The 17,863-nt window shown below is 52.5% G+C and carries 26 protein-coding genes; 2 read left to right on the top strand and 24 right to left on the bottom strand.

From position 1 onward, the window contains the following. Window positions 1–22: 22 nt before the first annotated feature. From ED901_RS11100 to ED901_RS11170, 15 genes are all read right to left on the bottom strand, one after another. On the bottom strand, window positions 23–3,199 hold the full coding sequence (locus ED901_RS11100; RefSeq protein WP_122095918.1) for a phage tail tape measure protein: 3,177 nt from the start codon (window positions 3,197–3,199) through the stop codon (window positions 23–25). Continuing rightward, entirely contained in the window at window positions 3,199–3,447 is a 249-nt protein-coding gene (locus ED901_RS11105; protein WP_112288431.1) for a DUF1799 domain-containing protein, read from the bottom strand. Before ED901_RS11105 ends, ED901_RS11100 begins: the two co-directional genes overlap by 1 nt. 56 nt (window positions 3,448–3,503) lie before the next feature. Beyond that, window positions 3,504–3,815: a phage tail assembly chaperone gene (locus tag ED901_RS11110; protein WP_122095919.1), complete on the bottom strand. Its 312-nt coding sequence runs from the start codon at window positions 3,813–3,815 to the stop codon at window positions 3,504–3,506. Window positions 3,816–3,875: 60 nt separating this feature from the next. Next, window positions 3,876–4,553 carry a phage tail protein gene (locus ED901_RS11115; protein ID WP_122095920.1) on the bottom strand — a complete coding sequence of 226 codons (678 nt, stop codon included), beginning with the start codon at window positions 4,551–4,553 and terminating at the stop codon, window positions 3,876–3,878. A gap of 46 nt (window positions 4,554–4,599) precedes the next feature. Next, window positions 4,600–5,007 (bottom strand): DUF4128 domain-containing protein, encoded by a 408-nt coding sequence (locus ED901_RS11120; protein WP_122095921.1) that lies wholly within the window; start codon window positions 5,005–5,007, stop codon window positions 4,600–4,602. Continuing rightward, window positions 5,004–5,588, bottom strand: coding sequence for a hypothetical protein (locus tag ED901_RS11125; protein ID WP_122095922.1), 585 nt, complete (start codon window positions 5,586–5,588; stop codon window positions 5,004–5,006). Before ED901_RS11125 ends, ED901_RS11120 begins: the two co-directional genes overlap by 4 nt. Window positions 5,589–5,590: 2 nt before the next feature. Beyond that, the gene (locus ED901_RS11130) at window positions 5,591–5,941 is read right to left on the bottom strand and encodes a hypothetical protein (protein WP_122095923.1); all 351 of its coding nucleotides are present in this window, start codon (window positions 5,939–5,941) and stop codon (window positions 5,591–5,593) included. A 1-nt stretch (window position 5,942) separates the two neighbouring features. Beyond that, entirely contained in the window at window positions 5,943–6,425 is a 483-nt protein-coding gene (locus ED901_RS11135; protein ID WP_122095924.1) for a DnaT-like ssDNA-binding protein, read from the bottom strand. Window positions 6,426–6,436: 11 nt separating this feature from the next. Further along, complete coding sequence (locus ED901_RS11140; RefSeq protein ID WP_122095925.1) at window positions 6,437–6,616, bottom strand: hypothetical protein; 180 nt, start codon at window positions 6,614–6,616, stop codon at window positions 6,437–6,439. 45 nt (window positions 6,617–6,661) lie between these two features. Continuing rightward, on the bottom strand, window positions 6,662–7,798 hold the full coding sequence (locus ED901_RS11145; protein WP_122095926.1) for a P22 phage major capsid protein family protein: 1,137 nt from the start codon (window positions 7,796–7,798) through the stop codon (window positions 6,662–6,664). 14 nt (window positions 7,799–7,812) lie between these two features. Continuing rightward, window positions 7,813–8,565, bottom strand: a complete 753-nt coding sequence (locus ED901_RS11150; protein WP_122095927.1) for a DUF6651 domain-containing protein — start codon at window positions 8,563–8,565, stop codon at window positions 7,813–7,815. Window positions 8,566–8,690: 125 nt separating this feature from the next. Beyond that, window positions 8,691–9,803 carry a hypothetical protein gene (locus ED901_RS11155; RefSeq protein WP_122095928.1) on the bottom strand — a complete coding sequence of 371 codons (1,113 nt, stop codon included), beginning with the start codon at window positions 9,801–9,803 and terminating at the stop codon, window positions 8,691–8,693. Further along, window positions 9,787–11,193 (bottom strand): DUF4055 domain-containing protein, encoded by a 1,407-nt coding sequence (locus ED901_RS11160; protein ID WP_122095929.1) that lies wholly within the window; start codon window positions 11,191–11,193, stop codon window positions 9,787–9,789. The genes ED901_RS11155 and ED901_RS11160 overlap by 17 nt, the downstream gene beginning before the upstream one ends. A gap of 3 nt (window positions 11,194–11,196) precedes the next feature. Then, window positions 11,197–12,501 (bottom strand): terminase large subunit domain-containing protein, encoded by a 1,305-nt coding sequence (locus ED901_RS11165; RefSeq protein ID WP_122095930.1) that lies wholly within the window; start codon window positions 12,499–12,501, stop codon window positions 11,197–11,199. Further along, window positions 12,479–13,477 (bottom strand): terminase small subunit, encoded by a 999-nt coding sequence (locus ED901_RS11170; RefSeq protein WP_122095931.1) that lies wholly within the window; start codon window positions 13,475–13,477, stop codon window positions 12,479–12,481. The genes ED901_RS11165 and ED901_RS11170 overlap by 23 nt, the downstream gene beginning before the upstream one ends. A gap of 117 nt (window positions 13,478–13,594) precedes the next feature. On the opposite strand from ED901_RS11170, the gene ED901_RS25105 reads away from it, so the two are divergent. Beyond that, complete coding sequence (locus ED901_RS25105; protein ID WP_162997840.1) at window positions 13,595–13,771, top strand: hypothetical protein; 177 nt, start codon at window positions 13,595–13,597, stop codon at window positions 13,769–13,771. A 142-nt stretch (window positions 13,772–13,913) separates the two neighbouring features. Continuing rightward, window positions 13,914–14,222 (top strand): hypothetical protein, encoded by a 309-nt coding sequence (locus ED901_RS11175; RefSeq protein WP_122095932.1) that lies wholly within the window; start codon window positions 13,914–13,916, stop codon window positions 14,220–14,222. A 67-nt stretch (window positions 14,223–14,289) separates the two neighbouring features. Here ED901_RS11175 and ED901_RS25380 read toward each other — a convergent pair whose 3' ends face one another. From ED901_RS25380 to ED901_RS11215, 9 genes are all read right to left on the bottom strand, one after another. Next, on the bottom strand, window positions 14,290–14,952 hold the full coding sequence (locus ED901_RS25380; RefSeq protein WP_122095933.1) for a DUF4145 domain-containing protein: 663 nt from the start codon (window positions 14,950–14,952) through the stop codon (window positions 14,290–14,292). 76 nt (window positions 14,953–15,028) lie between these two features. Continuing rightward, the gene (locus ED901_RS11185; protein ID WP_122095934.1) at window positions 15,029–15,169 is read right to left on the bottom strand and encodes a lysis system i-spanin subunit Rz; all 141 of its coding nucleotides are present in this window, start codon (window positions 15,167–15,169) and stop codon (window positions 15,029–15,031) included. A 36-nt stretch (window positions 15,170–15,205) separates the two neighbouring features. Next, window positions 15,206–15,358 (bottom strand): hypothetical protein, encoded by a 153-nt coding sequence (locus tag ED901_RS25110; protein WP_162997852.1) that lies wholly within the window; start codon window positions 15,356–15,358, stop codon window positions 15,206–15,208. Window positions 15,359–15,433: 75 nt separating this feature from the next. Continuing rightward, window positions 15,434–15,685 carry a hypothetical protein gene (locus tag ED901_RS11190; protein ID WP_122095935.1) on the bottom strand — a complete coding sequence of 84 codons (252 nt, stop codon included), beginning with the start codon at window positions 15,683–15,685 and terminating at the stop codon, window positions 15,434–15,436. Between the two features lie 12 nt (window positions 15,686–15,697). Continuing rightward, entirely contained in the window at window positions 15,698–16,204 is a 507-nt protein-coding gene (locus ED901_RS11195; RefSeq protein ID WP_122095936.1) for a lysis system i-spanin subunit Rz, read from the bottom strand. Beyond that, window positions 16,197–16,727 carry a lysozyme gene (locus tag ED901_RS11200; RefSeq protein ID WP_122095937.1) on the bottom strand — a complete coding sequence of 177 codons (531 nt, stop codon included), beginning with the start codon at window positions 16,725–16,727 and terminating at the stop codon, window positions 16,197–16,199. The genes ED901_RS11195 and ED901_RS11200 overlap by 8 nt, the downstream gene beginning before the upstream one ends. Window position 16,728: 1 nt before the next feature. After that, the gene (locus ED901_RS11205) at window positions 16,729–17,034 is read right to left on the bottom strand and encodes a hypothetical protein (RefSeq protein WP_014416524.1); all 306 of its coding nucleotides are present in this window, start codon (window positions 17,032–17,034) and stop codon (window positions 16,729–16,731) included. 156 nt (window positions 17,035–17,190) lie between these two features. Next, complete coding sequence (locus tag ED901_RS11210) at window positions 17,191–17,445, bottom strand: hypothetical protein (RefSeq protein ID WP_122095938.1); 255 nt, start codon at window positions 17,443–17,445, stop codon at window positions 17,191–17,193. 111 nt (window positions 17,446–17,556) lie between these two features. Then, entirely contained in the window at window positions 17,557–17,808 is a 252-nt protein-coding gene (locus ED901_RS11215; protein WP_122095939.1) for a hypothetical protein, read from the bottom strand. Window positions 17,809–17,863: the final 55 nt, after the last annotated feature.

Genomic DNA, 17,863 nt, shown 5'->3' on the forward strand with positions numbered 1-17,863 from the left:
ATAAAAAACCGCCCGTAGGCGGTTAACGTGAGTTGTTTGCGTTGTAGATGAGACCACCGGGACGCAAAGCCTTCGCAATCCCATCGCGAACAGACTGGTCGATCACCTGCTGGTAAGCTTTACCAATGGCGTCACTGTTGCCCGACGTCTGCTGCTGATTGTTGCCGGTCTGAACCACAACGGACGTCTGCACAACCGTAGAGTTGGATTGACCACCGGACAGGCCAAACATACCGGCATTTCCGCCAACCAGACCGCCGTCTGCATAACCCCTCATCATGGAATACAGGTTATCGACGCCGATCCTGCTGGTCGCCTCCTTGGTCATGACGAATTCGCCGCGATGGACGATACCGGCTGGCGCTAATTTATCGCCCTCACCGGTGTAACCGCCGGAATCGAACGATAACCCGCTGTAAGCGCCCGATGAAAACGAACTGTTAGAGGTTGCCGTAGCGGTACCTGAACCGGCTGAGAATGAACTGCTGATCCATCCCATTGCCGCCTGAACGGCCTGTGCCAACAACAACTTATTGATGATATCGACGATGCTGGTCAGGAATGACTTGGCAAAATCCTTCACGTTCGCTTTGCCGGTTGTCGCCAGCGTTGTCATCATTGAGGCCATATCGCTTAGCGTGGTTTGCGCCAGCTGACCTGTTGCGGTGAATACGTCACTGGCATTCTCGCCGAACTGTGCGATCCCCTGACTCATACCAGCCAGCCAGTCACCCTGATTGGCATCTTCCTGATCCCATCCGGAACGTAACGCCTCTTTAGCCCGGTTGTATTCATCCGTGACCTTTGACAGCGCCGCCGGGTCAGTAATGCCGTCGGTCTGCTTGCGAAAAGTGTTGTCGAGCTGCGTTTGCTGATCGACGCGCCCGGCCTGCTTCGTGGTGAGCCCGAATTTTTCCTGAGTCTGGGCGTTCTTGCTGACGATAGACGTGGTGTAGTCCTGCATCTGCTTCAGCGCCTTCACCGCCTTCTCGCGCTGTACGTTCTCGCGAGACAGCTGCGCCTCAAGCTGCAGGCTGGCCGTTATTTCCCCTGCGCGCGCCAGCAGGGACTTCTGATCGGCGGTCAGAATAGTTTTGCTCTTCAGGTCGGCAATCTGCTGCGTGAACTTCGACAGCTGCTGCTCCTGGCTGGTGAGCGTGGCGCTGGCCGACACCTGATCCTTTAGGGCTGCGAGGCGCTGCTGGCTTGCCAACAATTCGCGGGTCCCCGCGTCATCCTGATAGGCTTTGGTTGAGCCTTTTGGAGTCTTCGGATCTTTGAAACTGTTGTTAACGTTTGTAATGAGCCGGTCGGCCTGCTCCTGCTTGATGACGCCACGCGTCAGCGCCTCATTGATGAGGTTTATCTGCTTGGTGCGTTTCTCGGCATTGCTCAGCGTCTTTTGGTCTATATCGCTGATCTGTTTCGCTAGAGATAAATTCTTCTCACGCGAATCATTTTCGGCCTTGTTCTGCGCTGCAGTCAGGTCAGCTAAAAGCATTTGCCCGCGTATCCGGGCTGCATCGGATGTTCCGGTGTCAGTATCGACGCCACCGAGCGCCAGTGTGCTCGCCCCACCGCTGGCCGCCTTCGCCCTTGCTAATGCCTCTTTTAACTGGTCATCGAGTGATTTCTGACGCCCTAAGTTCAGCATCGAATCCCATGCGCCGCTGGCCGCGTCACCGAGCGCTTTCCATGCACTTTGAAGGATGCCTAAATTGTCCGCTATCTCCTCAGACCGCTTACTGACAACCTGCGCGTAAGTATCGATAGCAAGATTGGCAGCTTCCTGAGTTCGCCCCTGCTGCTCAAGAGCGGCGATCTGGCTGTACGTTGACGCAGTAAGGAAATGGTACTGGTCGTTCAGCTGTGTAATCGAGGCGAGCGGCGATTTGCTCAGTGAGTTGAAATCTGCGATCAGAGTCGCCGTGGCTTCCCCCGTAGCGTCACTCATGCTCACAACAGCAGCCGTCACTGTCCGAAGCTGATTGGCCGTATAATTTCCCGTGGTGTTGAGCTTCGCCAGCGTGTCGGCAGAAACGGAAATCGTGGTTCCCGTTGATGCCGCAATCGACTTAGCCATCATTGAGAGATTGCTGGCCGTAGTCCCGGCGAAATTACCGGTCAGAATTAATGATTTGTTAAACTCGTCGAGTTCTTTCGCACCCTGATACCAGGCAATTGCCATGGTCGTAGCGGCGACGGCCAGCGCCAGCACGCCTAATTTTACCGGTGACAGGAATGACGCCAGTTTCTCAGCGTTTTCGGCGTTTTCAGATAAGCCATTCGCGCTGTCAGAGAGTGAATCACTGGCCTCATCATTCGCATCATTTAGGCCGAAAAGTTTCTCCTTGATGATTTCAAAGATGTTCCCCAGCCCACCGAACGAGTCCGATATCTGGCCGCCCTGCTGCGTCAGCACAAGCCACAGCGGCATGCCGCCTGCGATCGATGTTGCTATGTCAGTAAACTGAGCGGGCAGCTGGCGCATTGCCTGCCGGTACTGACCTGCGGAAATAGCCCCGGTTTTCCATGCCCCTTCCTGCTCCCGAAGTTTGGCGATGAGAGGGGCTGCCTGCTGTGTCACGCCTAACTGAGCAGCACGGTACTCCTGAATTTCAGAAGCCGTTTTACCCTGCAGCTCAATCTGCTCACGCAAGCGTTGCAGATAATTTTCTTTTGCTGTAGCCGCAGCCTTATCTTGTTGTGCAGCCGCTGCAGCAGCTCGTCCCTCTGCAGTTCGTGCTTCTGCTGCCCGTCCGAGCTCATCCCGCGTCTGCTGGATGGTGCGCGCCGCCTCCCGGAAGGTGTCACTATCAATCAACCCTTTGGCATTGAAGCGCGACAGCTGCTGCTCCATGTTGTCGAGCTTTTCGAATGCTGCCGTTACCGGATTGATCTGGGTCAGCAGGGTGCGCAGCTCCTGCTGCTGCTGGGCGGTGGCCTGAGCCGCGCCCTTCGTGCTGGCTTCGTTCTGCTTTAGTCCTTCAGTGAATTCGCGCACGCGCCGGTGCGTGTCTTCCACCTCGCGCGCGACCTCTGCCGACACTTTTGCCGCGACTTTGCCGCTGGTCCCGAAGTTATCAGCCCCCTTTGCCGCACCGGCCGCCGCGTCAGCAAATTTATCCAGCTCGTTGCTGCCGCGCTCGACGTCGGAGGTGTTGACCTTGAGCGAAATCGTTGCAATATCACCGGCCATTACGCCCCCTTATGCATGAGTGTCAGCGCCGTTCTTTCCATTATCCGGATGTCATGCAGCGCGGTTGCTTCGTCGTCTATCCCGTGAGTACGCATCAGCCAGGGCAGGCAGTTGTAATCCAGACCGGTCGCCCCGCTCATCCCCACGCGCCACTGCGTGCTGGCCGCCTGAAAGACGTCGAAGGCAGGCCAAACGTCAGGCCAGACATCGATAATGACCTGTTCGAAGTCATCCGCTGTCAGCCCCATACCGGCCAGCTCTTCAGCAGTGGGATCTGGCTTATAGAACGCCGAGGCAACCGCTATTAGTTTTTTTCGCGATTACCCAGCAGTTCCGCGTAATACGCTTTCATGATCGCTTCACCGGCCCGCGGATAGTTATCCAGCAGGGTTTCAACGTTTTCCTGATTGAACTCGTCAGGTAATGCCCAGCCTTCGCTGATTTCCAGCAGGAACTGAGAGATGTGTTTACCCTCTACCTTCTCCAGATCAGCCAGCTCTTTGATCGGGCGATGCTTAAACGTGAAGGTCACAATCCCCGGTTCATCACCCGGCACAGGAATAGTCACATCGGCTTTAAAAGTCGGGTTTGGTTTTAATTTGAATTTGGCAGCCATGGTGGCCTCGGTAAATGAGTGAAGAAAAAGCCCGTTGCCGGGCTCAAATTAGCGGGTTAATCAGCTGGAAGACTCCGACACGGTGTCTTTGTAGAACGTCATATCTCGAGACTGCACGGCAAATGCTGCCTGAACGGTTTCGACGGCGTTCACAGCTGTAGTTGGCTGCGGGTCGAAGGATGGAATGCCTGACCAGTAGCGCATTTCTTTGGCCTTTGGCACGTACATGCGAAGCGGCAACGTGTCACCACTGCGGTCACCGGCCGTCAGCACGCCATAGATTGGCAGGGTTGAATCATGCGCCAGGGTGAAGGTCTGAGTTTTGGCCGCTTTGTAGGTTGCCAGGTTGCGCTGGCGATCATCGGACAGGAACTGAATCTGCACGTACTGCTGATCGCCACCGCTGGAAGCGACCTCTGTGATTTGCGGGATCTCAGTCCACTCGGTAACTTTGCGTAAAGAGCCGCCACCGGCGCCTGCCGCAAAGAAATTGGTGTCTGAGGTATTGAGCACATCGATAGTGATCGACGTCGCTGTCTGGCTTGAGACGCGGGCGACCAGATTATCGATAAGCCCCCAGCCAGAGGAGATAAGAACAGGATCGCCCACAGCCAGACCGTGACCTGTAGCGACGGTGAACACAGCGCCCTTTGCGTTTGATACTGCGGTAGCTGCCACAGCGGCAGCGAGTTTTGACCCGACGAATACAGTCGCGCCGTTAGGCAATGCAAAGCCCATGGGGATTCTCCATTAAGAGGGATTTTAAACCGCCAACAGGCGGCGCTTACGAGATGTCAGCGCGGTAAGACATGCTGACGGGGATGGTGTAAGAGGTATCGGAAGAGATGCCCGCGAAAGCACTGGGGGCGCTGTTTATATAACAAGTCAGTCCGCCGTCACTCATCTCCTGATTCTCAGGGAACAGCTGGATCAGTTGTTCGGCGATGAGACCGCCAGCCGATTTTCCGGTACCGGCGGGGGAGATAATGTTAATCTGGAAAACGCCGCGAAATACTTTGGCCTGTCGGCTGAGGTCGATAGCAGTCGTCGTCGCAGGCATAACGTGAGATTCAAGATAGATGCCATCGGGAGGACTGAACGCGATGTTGTCAAAAGCTACCGTCAACCCCTTCGCCTCTGCCCACTCGCTCAGTCGCCCCTCAAGTAGCTGCGTTATGGCCTGTTGACTCACGGCCTCACCTCCTGCACCGAATCAGTAAAGAAGCGCTGAAACTCTTCAGCAGTGATCCGCACCATGCCGCCCGGCGCCTGCTTCGAATGTCCGAACTCCAACAGATACGCATACGGTACGTTGTTGCAGAAGTAGATGGATTTGGTACCCACCTTAAACGACGCCATGACCAGCCCGCCGGCTGCTTTTGTCGCCCCACCATTTTTATCAATAACGCCCGTTTCTCCTGTTGCTGATGCATCCAGTGAAACCTGCCAGTTACCCCGAAAACGGCCGCCGGTATAACCGGGCGAGGCTTTCACATCCATGCCGTCACTGACCCGTGCCTTGCGCTTCAGGCGTCCGGTTTTAGTCAGGTTGGAAGAGTCGGATTTCAGGGCTTCGTTATGGTCGAAAACCTCTTTGTTGTATGCCACTGCAGTCTGGTTAACCGCCCACACTTCGGGGTTTCCCACCGGGGACATATCAACAAGACGGGCGAGGATTTTGATGCCGGTAGCGCGGATCACTTCTTCCTGATTGGATTTGGCCGACGCAACGAAGGCGTTGATCGAGGCTATGAACGAATCGTTATCAGCCATCGTTACACCCTCAGCTGTGCTTTATAGCAAATAAGCGTCGCCGCCGGTTTTACTGGCCCCGGCAACACGACGCGGTACTTTTTGCCGTCCACCTCGATCCGGTCATCAGTCCTAATTTCGATGGCATACGTCGCCGTCAGTTTGACGTCACCATTCTGGATCCGCGTCCCATCGATTTCACCCGGCGCATAAGCCGTAATGACCCCGACCGGTGTCACCGTTTCAATCGGTGTGGCGACTTCTTTGCCTGCCACCATTTTTACGGATCCGCCACGCGTAAGCAGATATTGCTGGCCGTTCTCGGTCAGCAACCGCGTTGCGGTCGTGCGCATTCGCAGATAGTTGATTGCCATATCATCCTCGAACCACCTGAACCTGTGAGCTGCTCGTCACCATTCCACGCAGCAAGCCGTTCAGCCAGGTGAATGAAGGCGCATCGGTTGATGAACCCTCTGCATAAGAGACGCTGACCGCGCCGGTTACAGTTTCTTGTGTCACCTGTCCGCCTCCGGAAAATGAAGGTTGCAGATCAGTTTCCTGCGCTTCTACGGCTAACCGGCATTGGGCCTGGATGAGTTGTTTCGGAATAGACTTCCTCGGCATTGCATAGCCATCTACAACAACACAGCTGCGAGGCCAGGCCAGTGGTTGAAAAGGAACTGAACGGGTACCCTTCCACTTCAACGCTTCGAGGTAATCCATAGCCTGAACGAGTAACTGCTCGCATTCGGCGACGTCCTCCGGCACGGCGTAACCTCGCATTAAGGCCAATTTACGCATGTCCGCGACGCTGGCGTAACTTTCAAAGTCAGGCGAATCAGGATCTGTTATCAGCATCTCTCAGCTCCTTACTCGGATTCCGCAACGCGCCAGCCTTGATCCAGCCAACGGGTAACTTCATCGGCGTGAACATCTGCCAATACAGGACCATTTGTATGCTCTGGCTCATAGCGGAACATCGCAACGCTCGTTACATCAGCTTCAGCCGCGTTTTTTGCAGCACGCTGCTCTTTGGTTAATCCAGCCATAGCGGCCTCCAATAAATAAGGGGCCGAAGCCCCTTCAAATGACGGTTAACCCAGAACAATTACTGAGTGCGCAGGTTTAATTGATGCAACACCCCACGCCAAACCGACCTCGTAACGCACCTGGCGATACTGACGGTATAGAGCGATTTGGAAAGTAATGCCTGAGACTGGATCAGTAACATTCATGACGTCATCCGCTGTGTCGCCACCGTCCGGCATGGCAGGTGTGCGCGACGCCAGAAGGAATGCGTTACGGTCGAATGCCATGTTGGCGGTAAAGGCGCCGCCGATGGTGATCGCCGCATTATCAGCAAGGTCCTGACGTAGCCCCGGAGCTGCCAGTGTGATGGTTGTTGCAGTAGCAGCCGCAATAACATATTGATGCTCATCGCCTTCAAAAGTGACGAGCTTACCCGCAGTAATGGCCCCAGTACCGCTATCGACCGCAATGATGATGTCGCCTTCTGATTTGGCTCCGTTCACGAGGTAACCGCTGCCCGCGCCAGCTGCAACTCGTTTGACGCCTGCAGACTCGTGGATATTGAAGCCTTCAACACGCCCCAGAATACCCTCACGCAGCAGCTGATCGGTTCCCGCTTCATTGGCTTTGAACAGGACAGACTGTTTGCCGCGAAGATTAGAAATCGCAGATGAACCCAACACCATTTGCAGATCGGTCGTCGGGGAACCGTTGTCTGACAGAACCTGCCGTGCGCTGGCGAAATCAGAGAAATCTTCCTTCACCCCAAACGGTGCGGTACCCGCGGTGCCGACAGCGCGGGAAGATCCGTAATAAAGCGCGCCCAGATCGCCATCAACCTCATTCGCCAAAGCGCGGAAGGCCTGTTTGAACTGATCTGCGAGAATGGTGTTATAGGTACCGGAAGGACCAATCGCCAGCTGCTCTTCACCGTTCCATTTAACCGGCGCCATTTTGGATTTAGTGATCTTAACGTCGACTGAGCCAATATCCTGATCGCCGTCGTTTGGCGCTGTTGGGCCAGGAATAATGTCAGTGGTCGTGGCCACTGGCGCGACGGGTGCCAGTACAGACTGGCCTTTAGCAGCAGCATCGGCTTTGGTGTTGCGTGCAACGGCCGGAATAAAACCGACCTGTTCGCTGGATACCACGTCCAGCGCGGTGTAAATAGTAGGGATCAGGCCAGTTAAGGTATTAGACATGTGTTACTCCGAAATTAATCTACGATGCTCACGCCGTCTTTGAGCGCAGCTTGCTTGCCGGTATGATCCAGCGAGTCAAACGCATCGCGTTTCATGGTTTTTTGACCAGCCTGGTGCTGTGACTGCTGAGAGCCACCACCGCTGGCGCCGGATGATTTAAGGATGTGGTCTTTTTGCGGGTACTGCTCGACCAGGAACTCCAGCGCTTCGTCAAAGTCGGCCAGATCGCCGGGCTTGGTGCGTGAGTACACTTTGTTGCCGGATGGGTCATAGGCAACCACCTTGCCGTCCTCGATCTTGAAAGCCTGACCAAAGCGGGCCTGAACAAAATCAGCGGGGATAGCGACTTTATCTTTGATGAAAGACGAACCGTTGAAACGACCGCCGATCATTTCCTGATAGAGCTGCTGCTCCAGCTTGCTGCTCTTGCCGTTTGCTTCATCGAGCTGCGTCTGGAATGACTTGGTGATCTCAGCCTTCACCTGATCTACTGCACCTGCATCAATCAGCTTCTTCTGGTCGATTTTGGTCATCAGTTGGATGGCTTCGAGCGCCTTCGTCGGGTCTTCGATGCCTGAGAACTTCGCAAGCTGGGCTTCCGCCGCTTCTTTGCCTTCGCGGTGAGATTTAGCCTCGCCGTTCAGGGCAGTAATTTTGCTCAGTGCGGCTGGTGCATCGAACGGGATCTCTTTGCCATCATCGTGGATGAATACCGGCATTCCGTTTTCAACGACAACCTTTCCGTCAGCATCTAATTTCAATTTCATGGTTTTTCTCCAGGCCTTCCGGCCATAATCAAAAGGTCATCCGACCCGGCGCCGCATCGCATCCGCTAAACGGCAGGCATAAAAAAGGCCGCCCTAAGGCAGCCTCATATAAATATTTCAAATGTCTAAAAACCGGCTTTCTCAAACGCGGCGGCATCGATTTCTTTCAGCTTATTTAGCGTGATCCACTCCCCCTTATCAGAGAAGAAATCCGGCACCTTCATACCACCGTTCTGCAGAAGTCTGGCGCGAGTATCACCCAGCACCTGAACCTGCCGGTATAGAGATTGCTGACTGAGCCATTCGCTGTACGTGGTCTGCGCCGCAACCTGCCCGTCCATGCTGGCGCGGGTTCCCGCATCCATTTCATCTACATCGATGCCGAGTTCACGCCATGATTTCGTTACCAGCGTTTCGGTCGAGCGACAGCAAAAGTGGATGCGACCGGGTCCCTGCAGGTAAGGGACCTTGTGACCGATAGGTTTATTATCCAGCGTGTACCTTAGGCGGTCGCGAATGATGCAGGCCGGCGTGGTTTTGTTATCCAGTGTCGATAACCAGTCTTTACAGTCCACGATGTCGCTGTTGTGCTCTGCGAACTGGTTACGTGCTGTAGCCGCGAGGTGGCTGATCGCCGTCTTAGTGATGCTGGTTGCATTAGCCCGGCTCACCTGGATAGCGCCATCCTGAAAGTTATTTGTCGCCGTGCCGCGAACATTCCGCGCTATCTGTTCGGTAGGCTTACCGGTGAGATAACCTACCCGCACAGCGTTGGTGATCCGAGCCAGCCGATCGTTCTCCAGATTGGTCGCCCACTCGCTAAGCAAACGACCTTGAAATGGCTGGGCCATTGTTGCGGCATACACCTGATCTGCAGTGATAGCCGCCAACGGGAAACGATGTTTAACAGGCGCGGGCATGATTGCATCAAACAAGCTGAGCTGATAACCGGCCTCATGATCTGCGAAGCTCTGCAGCTCATCCGCGAGAGTGGAGAAAGTTGCCTGAATGGCTGTCTGGTTTATTTGCCGAACGCTGCCCAGCAATCCCTCCAGCTGGCGCACGGTGAAACTATTCGGCGCCAGCCCATCCATAGCAACCAATAACCGTGCGGTTAACTCAGCATCACTCTCGTTAAGGATTTTCACCATACGTTTCGAGACGCCGGTGGAATAACGGCTTACAAACAGCGCATGGCTGATCGCCTCATCACGTAACTGCTCATTGATCGTTGCCATTCGAACCGCCTGCCATGTTCGGCGCCAGATTGTTCAGCTCATCGATCACCAACTCGGGCTTAGCATCCGGATCAATGATGCGCAGGCTCTGCAGAGCACGTACTGCGTCAATCGGTCGGATATCGCCCCCCTGACGCAATGACTGGATAGCCATCGCCGCAGGTGCGTTGATCGTCTGCTCCGCCGCTTCAAGCTCTGTCCGCACATCGACATTTCCGCCTTCTGGCAATCCAAGCCAGTCGGCCATGATTTGCAGCACATTATCCAGCGCATCCTCGAGCGAGTTCGCCATGGTATAAAGCGGCGAATGCTCCTGCATGCGTTCTTCGTTGGTCTGATCGACGGATTTAGTGGAGGTGTTTTCAGCTCGCAGCAACTTCGCGCCAGCCTGCCGCATCTGCTGCTCTAAATCCTCGATTGAGGTTTTTCCGGCTCCAATCGCATTGCCGGTATGCTCGGTATATTCGATACCCTGACGAGAGCGGTCATCGAATCGGGTCGCCGTTGATGCCCCGATAGTCAGCTCCTGTCCTTCTGCAAGACCGTAAACGCTCAGGATTGGGACCCGCGCGACATGCAGAATGTTGTCCTGCTCGCTCTGGCTCTGCCAATGCTTGATGTTCAACATGGCAAGGTTCAGTAGCGGCGGGCTGCCGCACATGAAACCGGTGCGCTTGGTGTAGAGGGTAACGAGAGTGATATCGCGTCTTGAGGTGTTCCACTCCTCATGTACAGACCAAACTGAAGCGCCATCATTTCCAGTGGATTTGCGATAGATTTGCACTTTGCCGGGCGTCATGTAGCGGATCTGCTCGACCTTCTTCTGACTGAAGTCATCGCCTTTTTCGACGATAATCTCCTTTATTCGAAGTTCTGTTAAAACCACTGAGCCATTCTGGACTTTCGAGTCCCACCCGATCACCTGACGCGGATTAATCAGTGTCACATACGGCCGCGCGCCGGATTGCTTCTCCTGCGCTTTTGTCTTGACGGTATCAGTATCAACGCGCGGATAATCCACCAGCGCATGCGACAGACCGTATTGGGAAGCCATCCGGAAGAATTCCTGTGCCCAAACCTCCAACCGATTACCGGCCATATCTACGTTTTTGCAGATTTCAACGATTTGGTCCGGCGTTTCGTCGCTAAGCTTCACCGGCTCTGCAAATACACGGCCATTGTTCTGGCTTATTGTCTCTTCGTAGGCAGGCAGCAGAGTGGCCGCGCCCAGCCGTTTCTTATAGGCATCGATCTCTTCGTTCGGCCAGCGCGGCAAATAGCTTTCACCCAGCTGGCGCATGTAAAGCGTTCCGCCCATAAGGGCATCATTGATGTCCCACGCCTCGACCATGTTCCCATAGTCGAGATTGGGTGTTGAGATATCTGGCATGGTTTACATCCGTAGTGGGGTGGCTCTGCCCTGCGGCTTGATTATGGGGAAATCTTTCACGATGAAATAACCGCCAGCGTCGTTTGGGTGGTCGTTATCCGCCTTCTTGTCCGGCTCGCCGTTCTTATCCCATACCTGTTGCTCCAGACTCTCTGTATAGACAGGGCAGCGCTGAACATTTACCAGGTACCGGCGTTCACCCAATGCATTACAGAACATGGCGTTCATCGAGTTGATGCGGTCTTTAACCGGCGGGTTGGATGGGTTAACCAACACGCTGAATCCGGCCTGCTTCAGCTGTGCGATATCGGTCTCGCTGGCATTGTTTGATTTGCGGCTGTCCCCGGAGGCGTCGGGATAAATATAAATCTGGCGGCTGGCCACGTACCGGCCGCCTTCGTAGCGCCAGAATTCCTCCTGAATACGCTTAATCATCGCGGGGGTGTCGTAGACCTTTGTCAGTTCACGAACAGCGCGCGGCAGTCCATCACGTTTGACATGAACGATGGCAGCCATCTTGCCTACGTTGAAATCCATACCTATAAACAGCGGCTCACCCGGCTGCTCTTCATCTGCGCAGTTGTTCTTCTGTCGATTGAACTGATGGTAAATAGTGCCGCTTGCCAGGTTGGTGAACTGGCCGCGCAGGTAAGCTTTGATCAGCTCTTCGGGATAGGAACCCAGCAGCGAAGAAATGTAGTCCGGCGGCAAGTTCTTCGCATTGTCGAATGTACTGGCCTGCGTCAGTCCATACAGCGTGGACAATTCCGGCTTATCGCGCACCGCCTTCACGAACTGCTGATAAACGAACTTGAAGCCCTCAGGCGTTGTCGTCACATCAATGCCGTTTCGCAGGTTGGGCACGTTATAGCGCATACGAGCGATGATTTTACGCCACGCCTGCTGAGCTTTAGCCGCTGGCATGACGTCCAATTCATCCACCAAAGCGTTGCCAATCTTGAAACCGACTATCGTGGCCGGCTTTTCCATTGAGCGGCAAATGGTGGTGCCGCGATACATCCGGCCTTCGTAGAAGTGAACCTCTTTGTTGCTCTCATTGATCTTGACGTTCAGACCCCAGTCGAAAGCCACCTCTTCTACCGTCGGATAAAAAATGTCGCGGATCTGAGGGTAAGTCGGCGCGAAATATCCCTGGTTGATTTTTGGGAATTCCCAAAAGCCTTTGCAGATGCCACCGCAGCCTACCCACGTTTTGCCGCTGCCGAACCCTGCAACGTATGCTTTGAACTTATGCGGCATGGCGAGAAAGCGCGCCTGAGGGATGTTAAGCGTCGGACTGATCGCCATCTGGAACCCTCGCGTCTACAGCATTAATGATGATTTGAACCGGTGTGGGCTCAGTTCCTTCGTTCTTCTCATCCTGACGTGCACGCTGGTTCTCGATCCGCCTGGCCTCGATATCCAGCTCCTGAAGCTGCTTCGCCGCGGGGCTGTCAAACAGGCCGAGATGCTTCGCAACGTTCTCCAGCATGCGGCCACGATCTGCAATCAGAACCTGGACGCCGTCTTTCGTCACCTTCACGCCGTCATAAGCCATGCGCGCAGCCGGTGAAAGCCGCCGTGAATCATGGATGTGTACAGCGCCAGTCCCGTCACCGTTACATTGAGGACATTCTGGATGCGGCGGGCGCTTCTCACGAAAACCAAAGCCACCGGCAACATCCGGCGCAGGCTTTTTGTCGATGAGAGCCTGATCGCGAGCTCGTCCATATTCCTCTTCCGTCCACTGGTAACCATGAATCTTTCCCCAGCAGTAACGGCAGCAATACCGGCGATACTCGACCAGTTCGTTAACGTCGACCGTCGCCATGTTCCACATCCGGGCAACGATTTGATCGGCGGTTATCAGCTGGCGCTCAGCGATTGCGCGCAGTTGGCGATTGATGGCCTGCGCAATATGATCTTTCCTGATCAGCTGCGGGCCGGTCGATGAATCGGAATAGCCAGCGCGTAAAGCAGCCTGAGACGCGTTTTTATCTTTAAGGTATTCAATGACAAAGGCGGCTTGCATCGGTGTGAAACCGTCGTCGTCAATCAGTTCGTCTATGCTCGACACAACGGCTTCGATGCGCACATTGCGCATTTTCTTCTGCGCAGGTTGCGCAGTTTTTTGCGCATCTGTAACGGATGGTTTTTTGACATAGCGGCGCGCCGTGGCGTAGTTGATGCCCTGCGCCTCACACCAGTCTTTGGGGGATATGTTTGTTATGGCATGGTCGGCGAGGAAATGTTTCTGAATGGCCCCCCAATCCGGTTTTGCCATTTTTATCTCCCTAATGTATGTCTAAAAAACTCTAAATAATTGCCATTTTTGTGCCGATAATAGATATTTAGGCTTTTGACCTGTAACTACTAAGCCATATAGGATGAGGAGAGTAAGTTGGGACTTTTTGATGCACTAATAAAGATCATCGACTCCAATGAACCAAGTAACCTGAAAGGAATTATCTCTACAGGGAAGCAAAGGCAAGACGGTGGACATGATCATCGCTACAACACGGGTAACGATCGAACGCCAGCACAGCGTGATGGAGACAAAAAACGCCGAGAAGACTAAACAGGCTGCCTGATTTTTAAAGAAATCAAACAGCACATAAAAATTTTTTTTCAATTGATTAGATTTAAAATCGATTAAATACTCGCGGCAAAGTTTCTTTTTTGCGGCTGGGAGTCACAGTTTTCTCGCAAAAGGATGAAAAATGGCTTGGGAAACAATTTTTGATGGTTATGTATTGGGTGATCACATCACTGTCGAGTGGTATGTAGATGACGAAGAACAAAGTGAATATCCCGTTAAGGTCACGGCAACCGATAAATCACCCCCCAAAATGCTGGACCCAATCGTGGAACCTGGCAGCATAGTTATCCCACCTCCTCCAAACGACCCTGCTCAACGCTACATATCTGAATACGATAGCATTGATGACATGTATCAAGATTTCGCAAATGACACAGGAAGAAGTGCCGCATTCATGGATGAGTTAGAAAAATCTATTTCAAATTACTAAATTTTTTCAAACGATTGCCACCACTATGAAAAACGGTGTTGGCAATCTAAAACCGCCCGGTGGCGGTTTATTTCATTTGTTTAAGCGCTTTCTTTTCAGCCGCTAAACTGGTGATTGCTTCAACTCTTTTTTGGCGTTCATGCTTTTCGACGTACCACTCTTGAATAAGTAATTCGATTAGCCCAATAAGCATCTCAGCCTCTTCAGGGTCCACATCAACTATTACGCTGATATCGTTCTCCATGTGCGCGCCAATGTTGCCTATGTTACGAACAGCATCTATGGCTTTCCACATACCAGCTTCTATTTTATCTTCTATAGCCTTGATTTCATCCACCAATCTTGAAGGCTTAACCCCCCAAACATGCCTAATCATTCCCTGAAGGCATCTTCGAGATAGTGTGGCCGAAGCTTTTGGTGAAAGATTACTGATTAGCACTGCTTCTTTATAATCCTCGAGGATTGGAGCAGGAACATAATCTGGAAATGCTTTAACAGTTCCTTGTGGCAGTAATTCCCAATTATATAAAAGTTGGTTAGTACCATCATTTTTGTTAAGTGAAAAAGATAAGCTCAATTGGCGGCATTCATCATTAAGGCAAGTAATCGCTATCCAATTGGCTCTCAATGAGCCGAATGCATTTCCATCATCAAAAAAATTTGACGAAACAGTTTTATTTTGGCTCGTCACAACAGTTTTGTGTTGGCAATATGGGCAGGTCCAAGACATATCTCAACTCCCTTTGTAAAAGATAAAATCATAGCTCTCCCCATGTTCGAATTAAACATTTCATTTGCATATCTAGTTATTTGCTATGTTCTTTAATGTACTGTTGAAGTCCCGATATTTGCTTGATGTTGACATTGATACGTTCTCTGAGGTTGAAATATTCCCGTTCAGCGGAGTCAGTAAGTCGAGTGTTTTCACCAATAAAAAAACCGCCCATAGGCGGTTATTTTGTAAATGTTGAGTCTAAGCAATATCAATCATCGCTGTGGTCATCGCAAGAGTAATGATCACCTGAAGCATGGGTTGCTGGCTTCCCACAGTGATCGCATTCTTGATCGCTCGGAACTCTTCCGAAGTCGTTACCAAAATCTTCGTCTTCGTCATAATCATTGTCAAAATCAACCATCACAACCTCCTTTTCATAAGCGGAAAGGTGAGATTACGCCGAAGATTTATCTGGATAAAGCATTATCACAGTCAATCAGTTAATGTCTGCTGTAATGCTTACTCGACCCGCAGGCTGAATTTCGACGTAATATTCCTTACCCTGTTCGAACTGGTTGAATGCTTCAGGGTTTGAAATATGCATCTGAATCTGGCCACCCGGCGTGAGGTTAGACCAGCCTTCATTTTCATGGCTACCGGATGTGACTGCACTCATATGGATGGTACGGCTGGAATCATCATCTGCCTTTTGAATGAAGTGGCAGCGGAATTTTGCTTTTACGGTCATGGCTGTTTCCTGTCAGTGAATGTTGCAACGCTTCTGGGCTTCAGCGGCATAGCTCTGAAGGTATTGGATCACTTGGTCGTCTTTGATGACACTGGCTCGGAGATCGAGAACAGCCCGTCCACCAGCACCAGAGAGTTCGACTTGTGCTGCATCGCCCAGGCCGCCGGTTCCGGTAGTGCTGTTCCCGACGAGCTTGCAGGTGGCAAGATTTGCCGCGGCGATTCGCACCCGGCGAGTACCAGCAGCGATATCAGCACGCAACCGGTCATTTTTGGCCTGTTCATCTGCCATATCCTTCGTATGTTTGGCATCCAACGCAGCCAGCGCGGTTTGTGCTGCTTCGGTGCGCTTCTCCTGGTTGGTCAGGTCAATCACTGCCTGATCGCTTTGTTTCTTCAGTGCGGCTGTGTGGGATTCATTCAGCTTTGACACGTCAGCTTCCCAGCGAAGCCCTTCAACCCACCAGGTAAGAGCAGCGCCAGCCACGAAGGCCAGCACAATCGATAAATTGTTATTCATCCAGTCCCCAGCACGTCAGTTCGCTTTCCTGATCCCGGCGTTGAACTTGTCCGAAGCAATTATTTGCTCGAAAGTTGCAGTCTTTACCACCATCGCGCACCCAGCGCTTTATCTCGCTGCAGGCGCCGCGCTTATCGCCAGCGTTGAGCTTGCGGTAGAAAGTGGATGAGAAACATTTCGAGGGGCCGATGTTGTAGGGGCAGAACGAGGCGATGCCAGCAATCTGAGGCTGGGTAAGTGGAACGTGGACGTTTTTCTTCACCCAGGCAATCGCCTTGTCTGACTCCAGCCGATTCACCAGCGCGCACTTCGCAGCGGTCAGCCTCATACCTTTAGAGACCGGCTTACCGTCGACACGGATTGCGCCACGGCAAATCGTCCAAAGGCCTGTACCATCTTGATAGGCACTCAGGCTGTTGCCTTCTTTCTCATCCAGCAGTTGATCGAGAATAGCCGGGGCAGATGCGCCACCCAATACCAGCGCCAGCACAGCGGCACTGAGCTTAGTTTTATAATTAGCCATATCAGCCTTCCGCTTTTGAAAGCGCTTCGCTGATTACCTTCGCGGCTGCTGGCTTTTCGTGAGCTGGTTTAGCACGCGCGTCGTCAAGATAGTCACTGACAATTTTGGTGCGCTTTTCATTTTCTTTTCGCGCCTTGCGGGCGTCCAGGCGACCACTGACATACGACGCAAAGGAAATGAGAACGCCGATGAGGCCAAACAGCATGTAAACCATGTCTTGAGTGGTGAAACCGCAGGCGGCCGCTATCGCAGCGAACCACGCAAAGAACTGCGTGACGATGTTTCCTGAGCTTTGGTCCATTTTCATAGTCTCCCCCTCCGGTCGTCCGGTTGGGCGTTTAGTCTTAGGGAGCAGAGTAGCAACCACCCGCGTTAATAGAAGCACGGTATGTGATTGATAAGACTCTAAATTTTTGCAATAAAAAAGGCCGCCCGAAGGCAGCCTTTAGAAAGTTTTATAATGCTATGTAGTTACCGAGTCCATGAGCTGAGACCATTCTTCTAACTGCGGTCGGTAAATGAATCTAGCTTCATCAGGCTCGAATAAACTCGGACCTTTAACGATGTATGCAATACAAGGAAACTGCTCGGGCATTTGAGCTAATAGCTCTCGCTCAAGCAAATCATGATCAAACAATGGACTTAAGCCTTCGTCTAATCGAAGAAAGTCGTACGTCATCCACATTTTGTATTCAAATTCGTTTTTCAGCAGTTTCATAGCCCCTCCTTTTTTATCTAAAAAGGATAGCAATGATTTGGCCACACGGTAATAATTTGACACATCGTTGCCAACATAACCTGCAGGCAGGCTTAGAAATCTGATACTTGTCTAATCTATGACACCGAATTGTTTTGCCCATTCTTGTACCTGAGCACTGTAGATAAACTGCAAACCCTCAGGTTCAACAGGTCTTGGACCTTTGACAACCAAAACGATGCAGGGAAACTGATCTGGCATCTGATGTAAAAGTTCTCTCTCCAACTCATCCGGCTCCAACACAGAGGGGTATCCCTCTTCAAGATGAAAGTAATCCTTCTCCATCCATTCCCTGTACTCAAACTCGGACTTCAAGACCTTCATGCCAAATACCCCTGCATATTTAATTTTGTGTATTTGAGGGCCGGTTTTCACCGAC

Origin of the sequence: Rahnella sp. Larv3_ips (genome assembly GCF_003697865.1) — a bacterium.
Taxonomy (GTDB): domain Bacteria; phylum Pseudomonadota; class Gammaproteobacteria; order Enterobacterales; family Enterobacteriaceae; genus Rahnella; species Rahnella rivi.

Excerpts from the sequence above, each read along its gene's own strand:
- ED901_RS11100 (WP_122095918.1), bottom strand. The coding sequence starts at position 3,199 with ATGGCCGGTGATATTGCAACGATTTCGCTCAAGGTCAACACCTCCGAC.
- ED901_RS11105 (WP_112288431.1), bottom strand. The coding sequence starts at position 3,447 with ATGGGGCTGACAGCGGATGACTTCGAACAGGTCATTATCGATGTCTGG.
- ED901_RS11110 (WP_122095919.1), bottom strand. The coding sequence starts at position 3,815 with ATGGCTGCCAAATTCAAATTAAAACCAAACCCGACTTTTAAAGCCGAT.
- ED901_RS11115 (WP_122095920.1), bottom strand. The coding sequence starts at position 4,553 with ATGGGCTTTGCATTGCCTAACGGCGCGACTGTATTCGTCGGGTCAAAA.
- ED901_RS11125 (WP_122095922.1), bottom strand. The coding sequence starts at position 5,588 with ATGGCTGATAACGATTCGTTCATAGCCTCGATCAACGCCTTCGTTGCG.
- ED901_RS11130 (WP_122095923.1), bottom strand. The coding sequence starts at position 5,941 with ATGGCAATCAACTATCTGCGAATGCGCACGACCGCAACGCGGTTGCTG.
- ED901_RS11135 (WP_122095924.1), bottom strand. The coding sequence starts at position 6,425 with ATGCTGATAACAGATCCTGATTCGCCTGACTTTGAAAGTTACGCCAGC.
- ED901_RS11140 (WP_122095925.1), bottom strand. The coding sequence starts at position 6,616 with ATGGCTGGATTAACCAAAGAGCAGCGTGCTGCAAAAAACGCGGCTGAA.
- ED901_RS11145 (WP_122095926.1), bottom strand. The coding sequence starts at position 7,798 with ATGTCTAATACCTTAACTGGCCTGATCCCTACTATTTACACCGCGCTG.
- ED901_RS11150 (WP_122095927.1), bottom strand. The coding sequence starts at position 8,565 with ATGAAATTGAAATTAGATGCTGACGGAAAGGTTGTCGTTGAAAACGGA.
- ED901_RS11155 (WP_122095928.1), bottom strand. The coding sequence starts at position 9,803 with ATGGCAACGATCAATGAGCAGTTACGTGATGAGGCGATCAGCCATGCG.
- ED901_RS11160 (WP_122095929.1), bottom strand. The coding sequence starts at position 11,193 with ATGCCAGATATCTCAACACCCAATCTCGACTATGGGAACATGGTCGAG.
- ED901_RS11165 (WP_122095930.1), bottom strand. The coding sequence starts at position 12,501 with ATGGCGATCAGTCCGACGCTTAACATCCCTCAGGCGCGCTTTCTCGCC.
- ED901_RS11170 (WP_122095931.1), bottom strand. The coding sequence starts at position 13,477 with ATGGCAAAACCGGATTGGGGGGCCATTCAGAAACATTTCCTCGCCGAC.
- ED901_RS11175 (WP_122095932.1), top strand. The coding sequence starts at position 13,914 with ATGGCTTGGGAAACAATTTTTGATGGTTATGTATTGGGTGATCACATC.
- ED901_RS25380 (WP_122095933.1), bottom strand. The coding sequence starts at position 14,952 with ATGTCTTGGACCTGCCCATATTGCCAACACAAAACTGTTGTGACGAGC.
- ED901_RS11185 (WP_122095934.1), bottom strand. The coding sequence starts at position 15,169 with ATGGGCGGTTTTTTTATTGGTGAAAACACTCGACTTACTGACTCCGCT.
- ED901_RS25110 (WP_162997852.1), bottom strand. The coding sequence starts at position 15,358 with ATGGTTGATTTTGACAATGATTATGACGAAGACGAAGATTTTGGTAAC.
- ED901_RS11190 (WP_122095935.1), bottom strand. The coding sequence starts at position 15,685 with ATGACCGTAAAAGCAAAATTCCGCTGCCACTTCATTCAAAAGGCAGAT.
- ED901_RS11195 (WP_122095936.1), bottom strand. The coding sequence starts at position 16,204 with ATGAATAACAATTTATCGATTGTGCTGGCCTTCGTGGCTGGCGCTGCT.
- ED901_RS11200 (WP_122095937.1), bottom strand. The coding sequence starts at position 16,727 with ATGGCTAATTATAAAACTAAGCTCAGTGCCGCTGTGCTGGCGCTGGTA.
- ED901_RS11205 (WP_014416524.1), bottom strand. The coding sequence starts at position 17,034 with ATGAAAATGGACCAAAGCTCAGGAAACATCGTCACGCAGTTCTTTGCG.
- ED901_RS11210 (WP_122095938.1), bottom strand. The coding sequence starts at position 17,445 with ATGAAACTGCTGAAAAACGAATTTGAATACAAAATGTGGATGACGTAC.
- ED901_RS11215 (WP_122095939.1), bottom strand. The coding sequence starts at position 17,808 with ATGAAGGTCTTGAAGTCCGAGTTTGAGTACAGGGAATGGATGGAGAAG.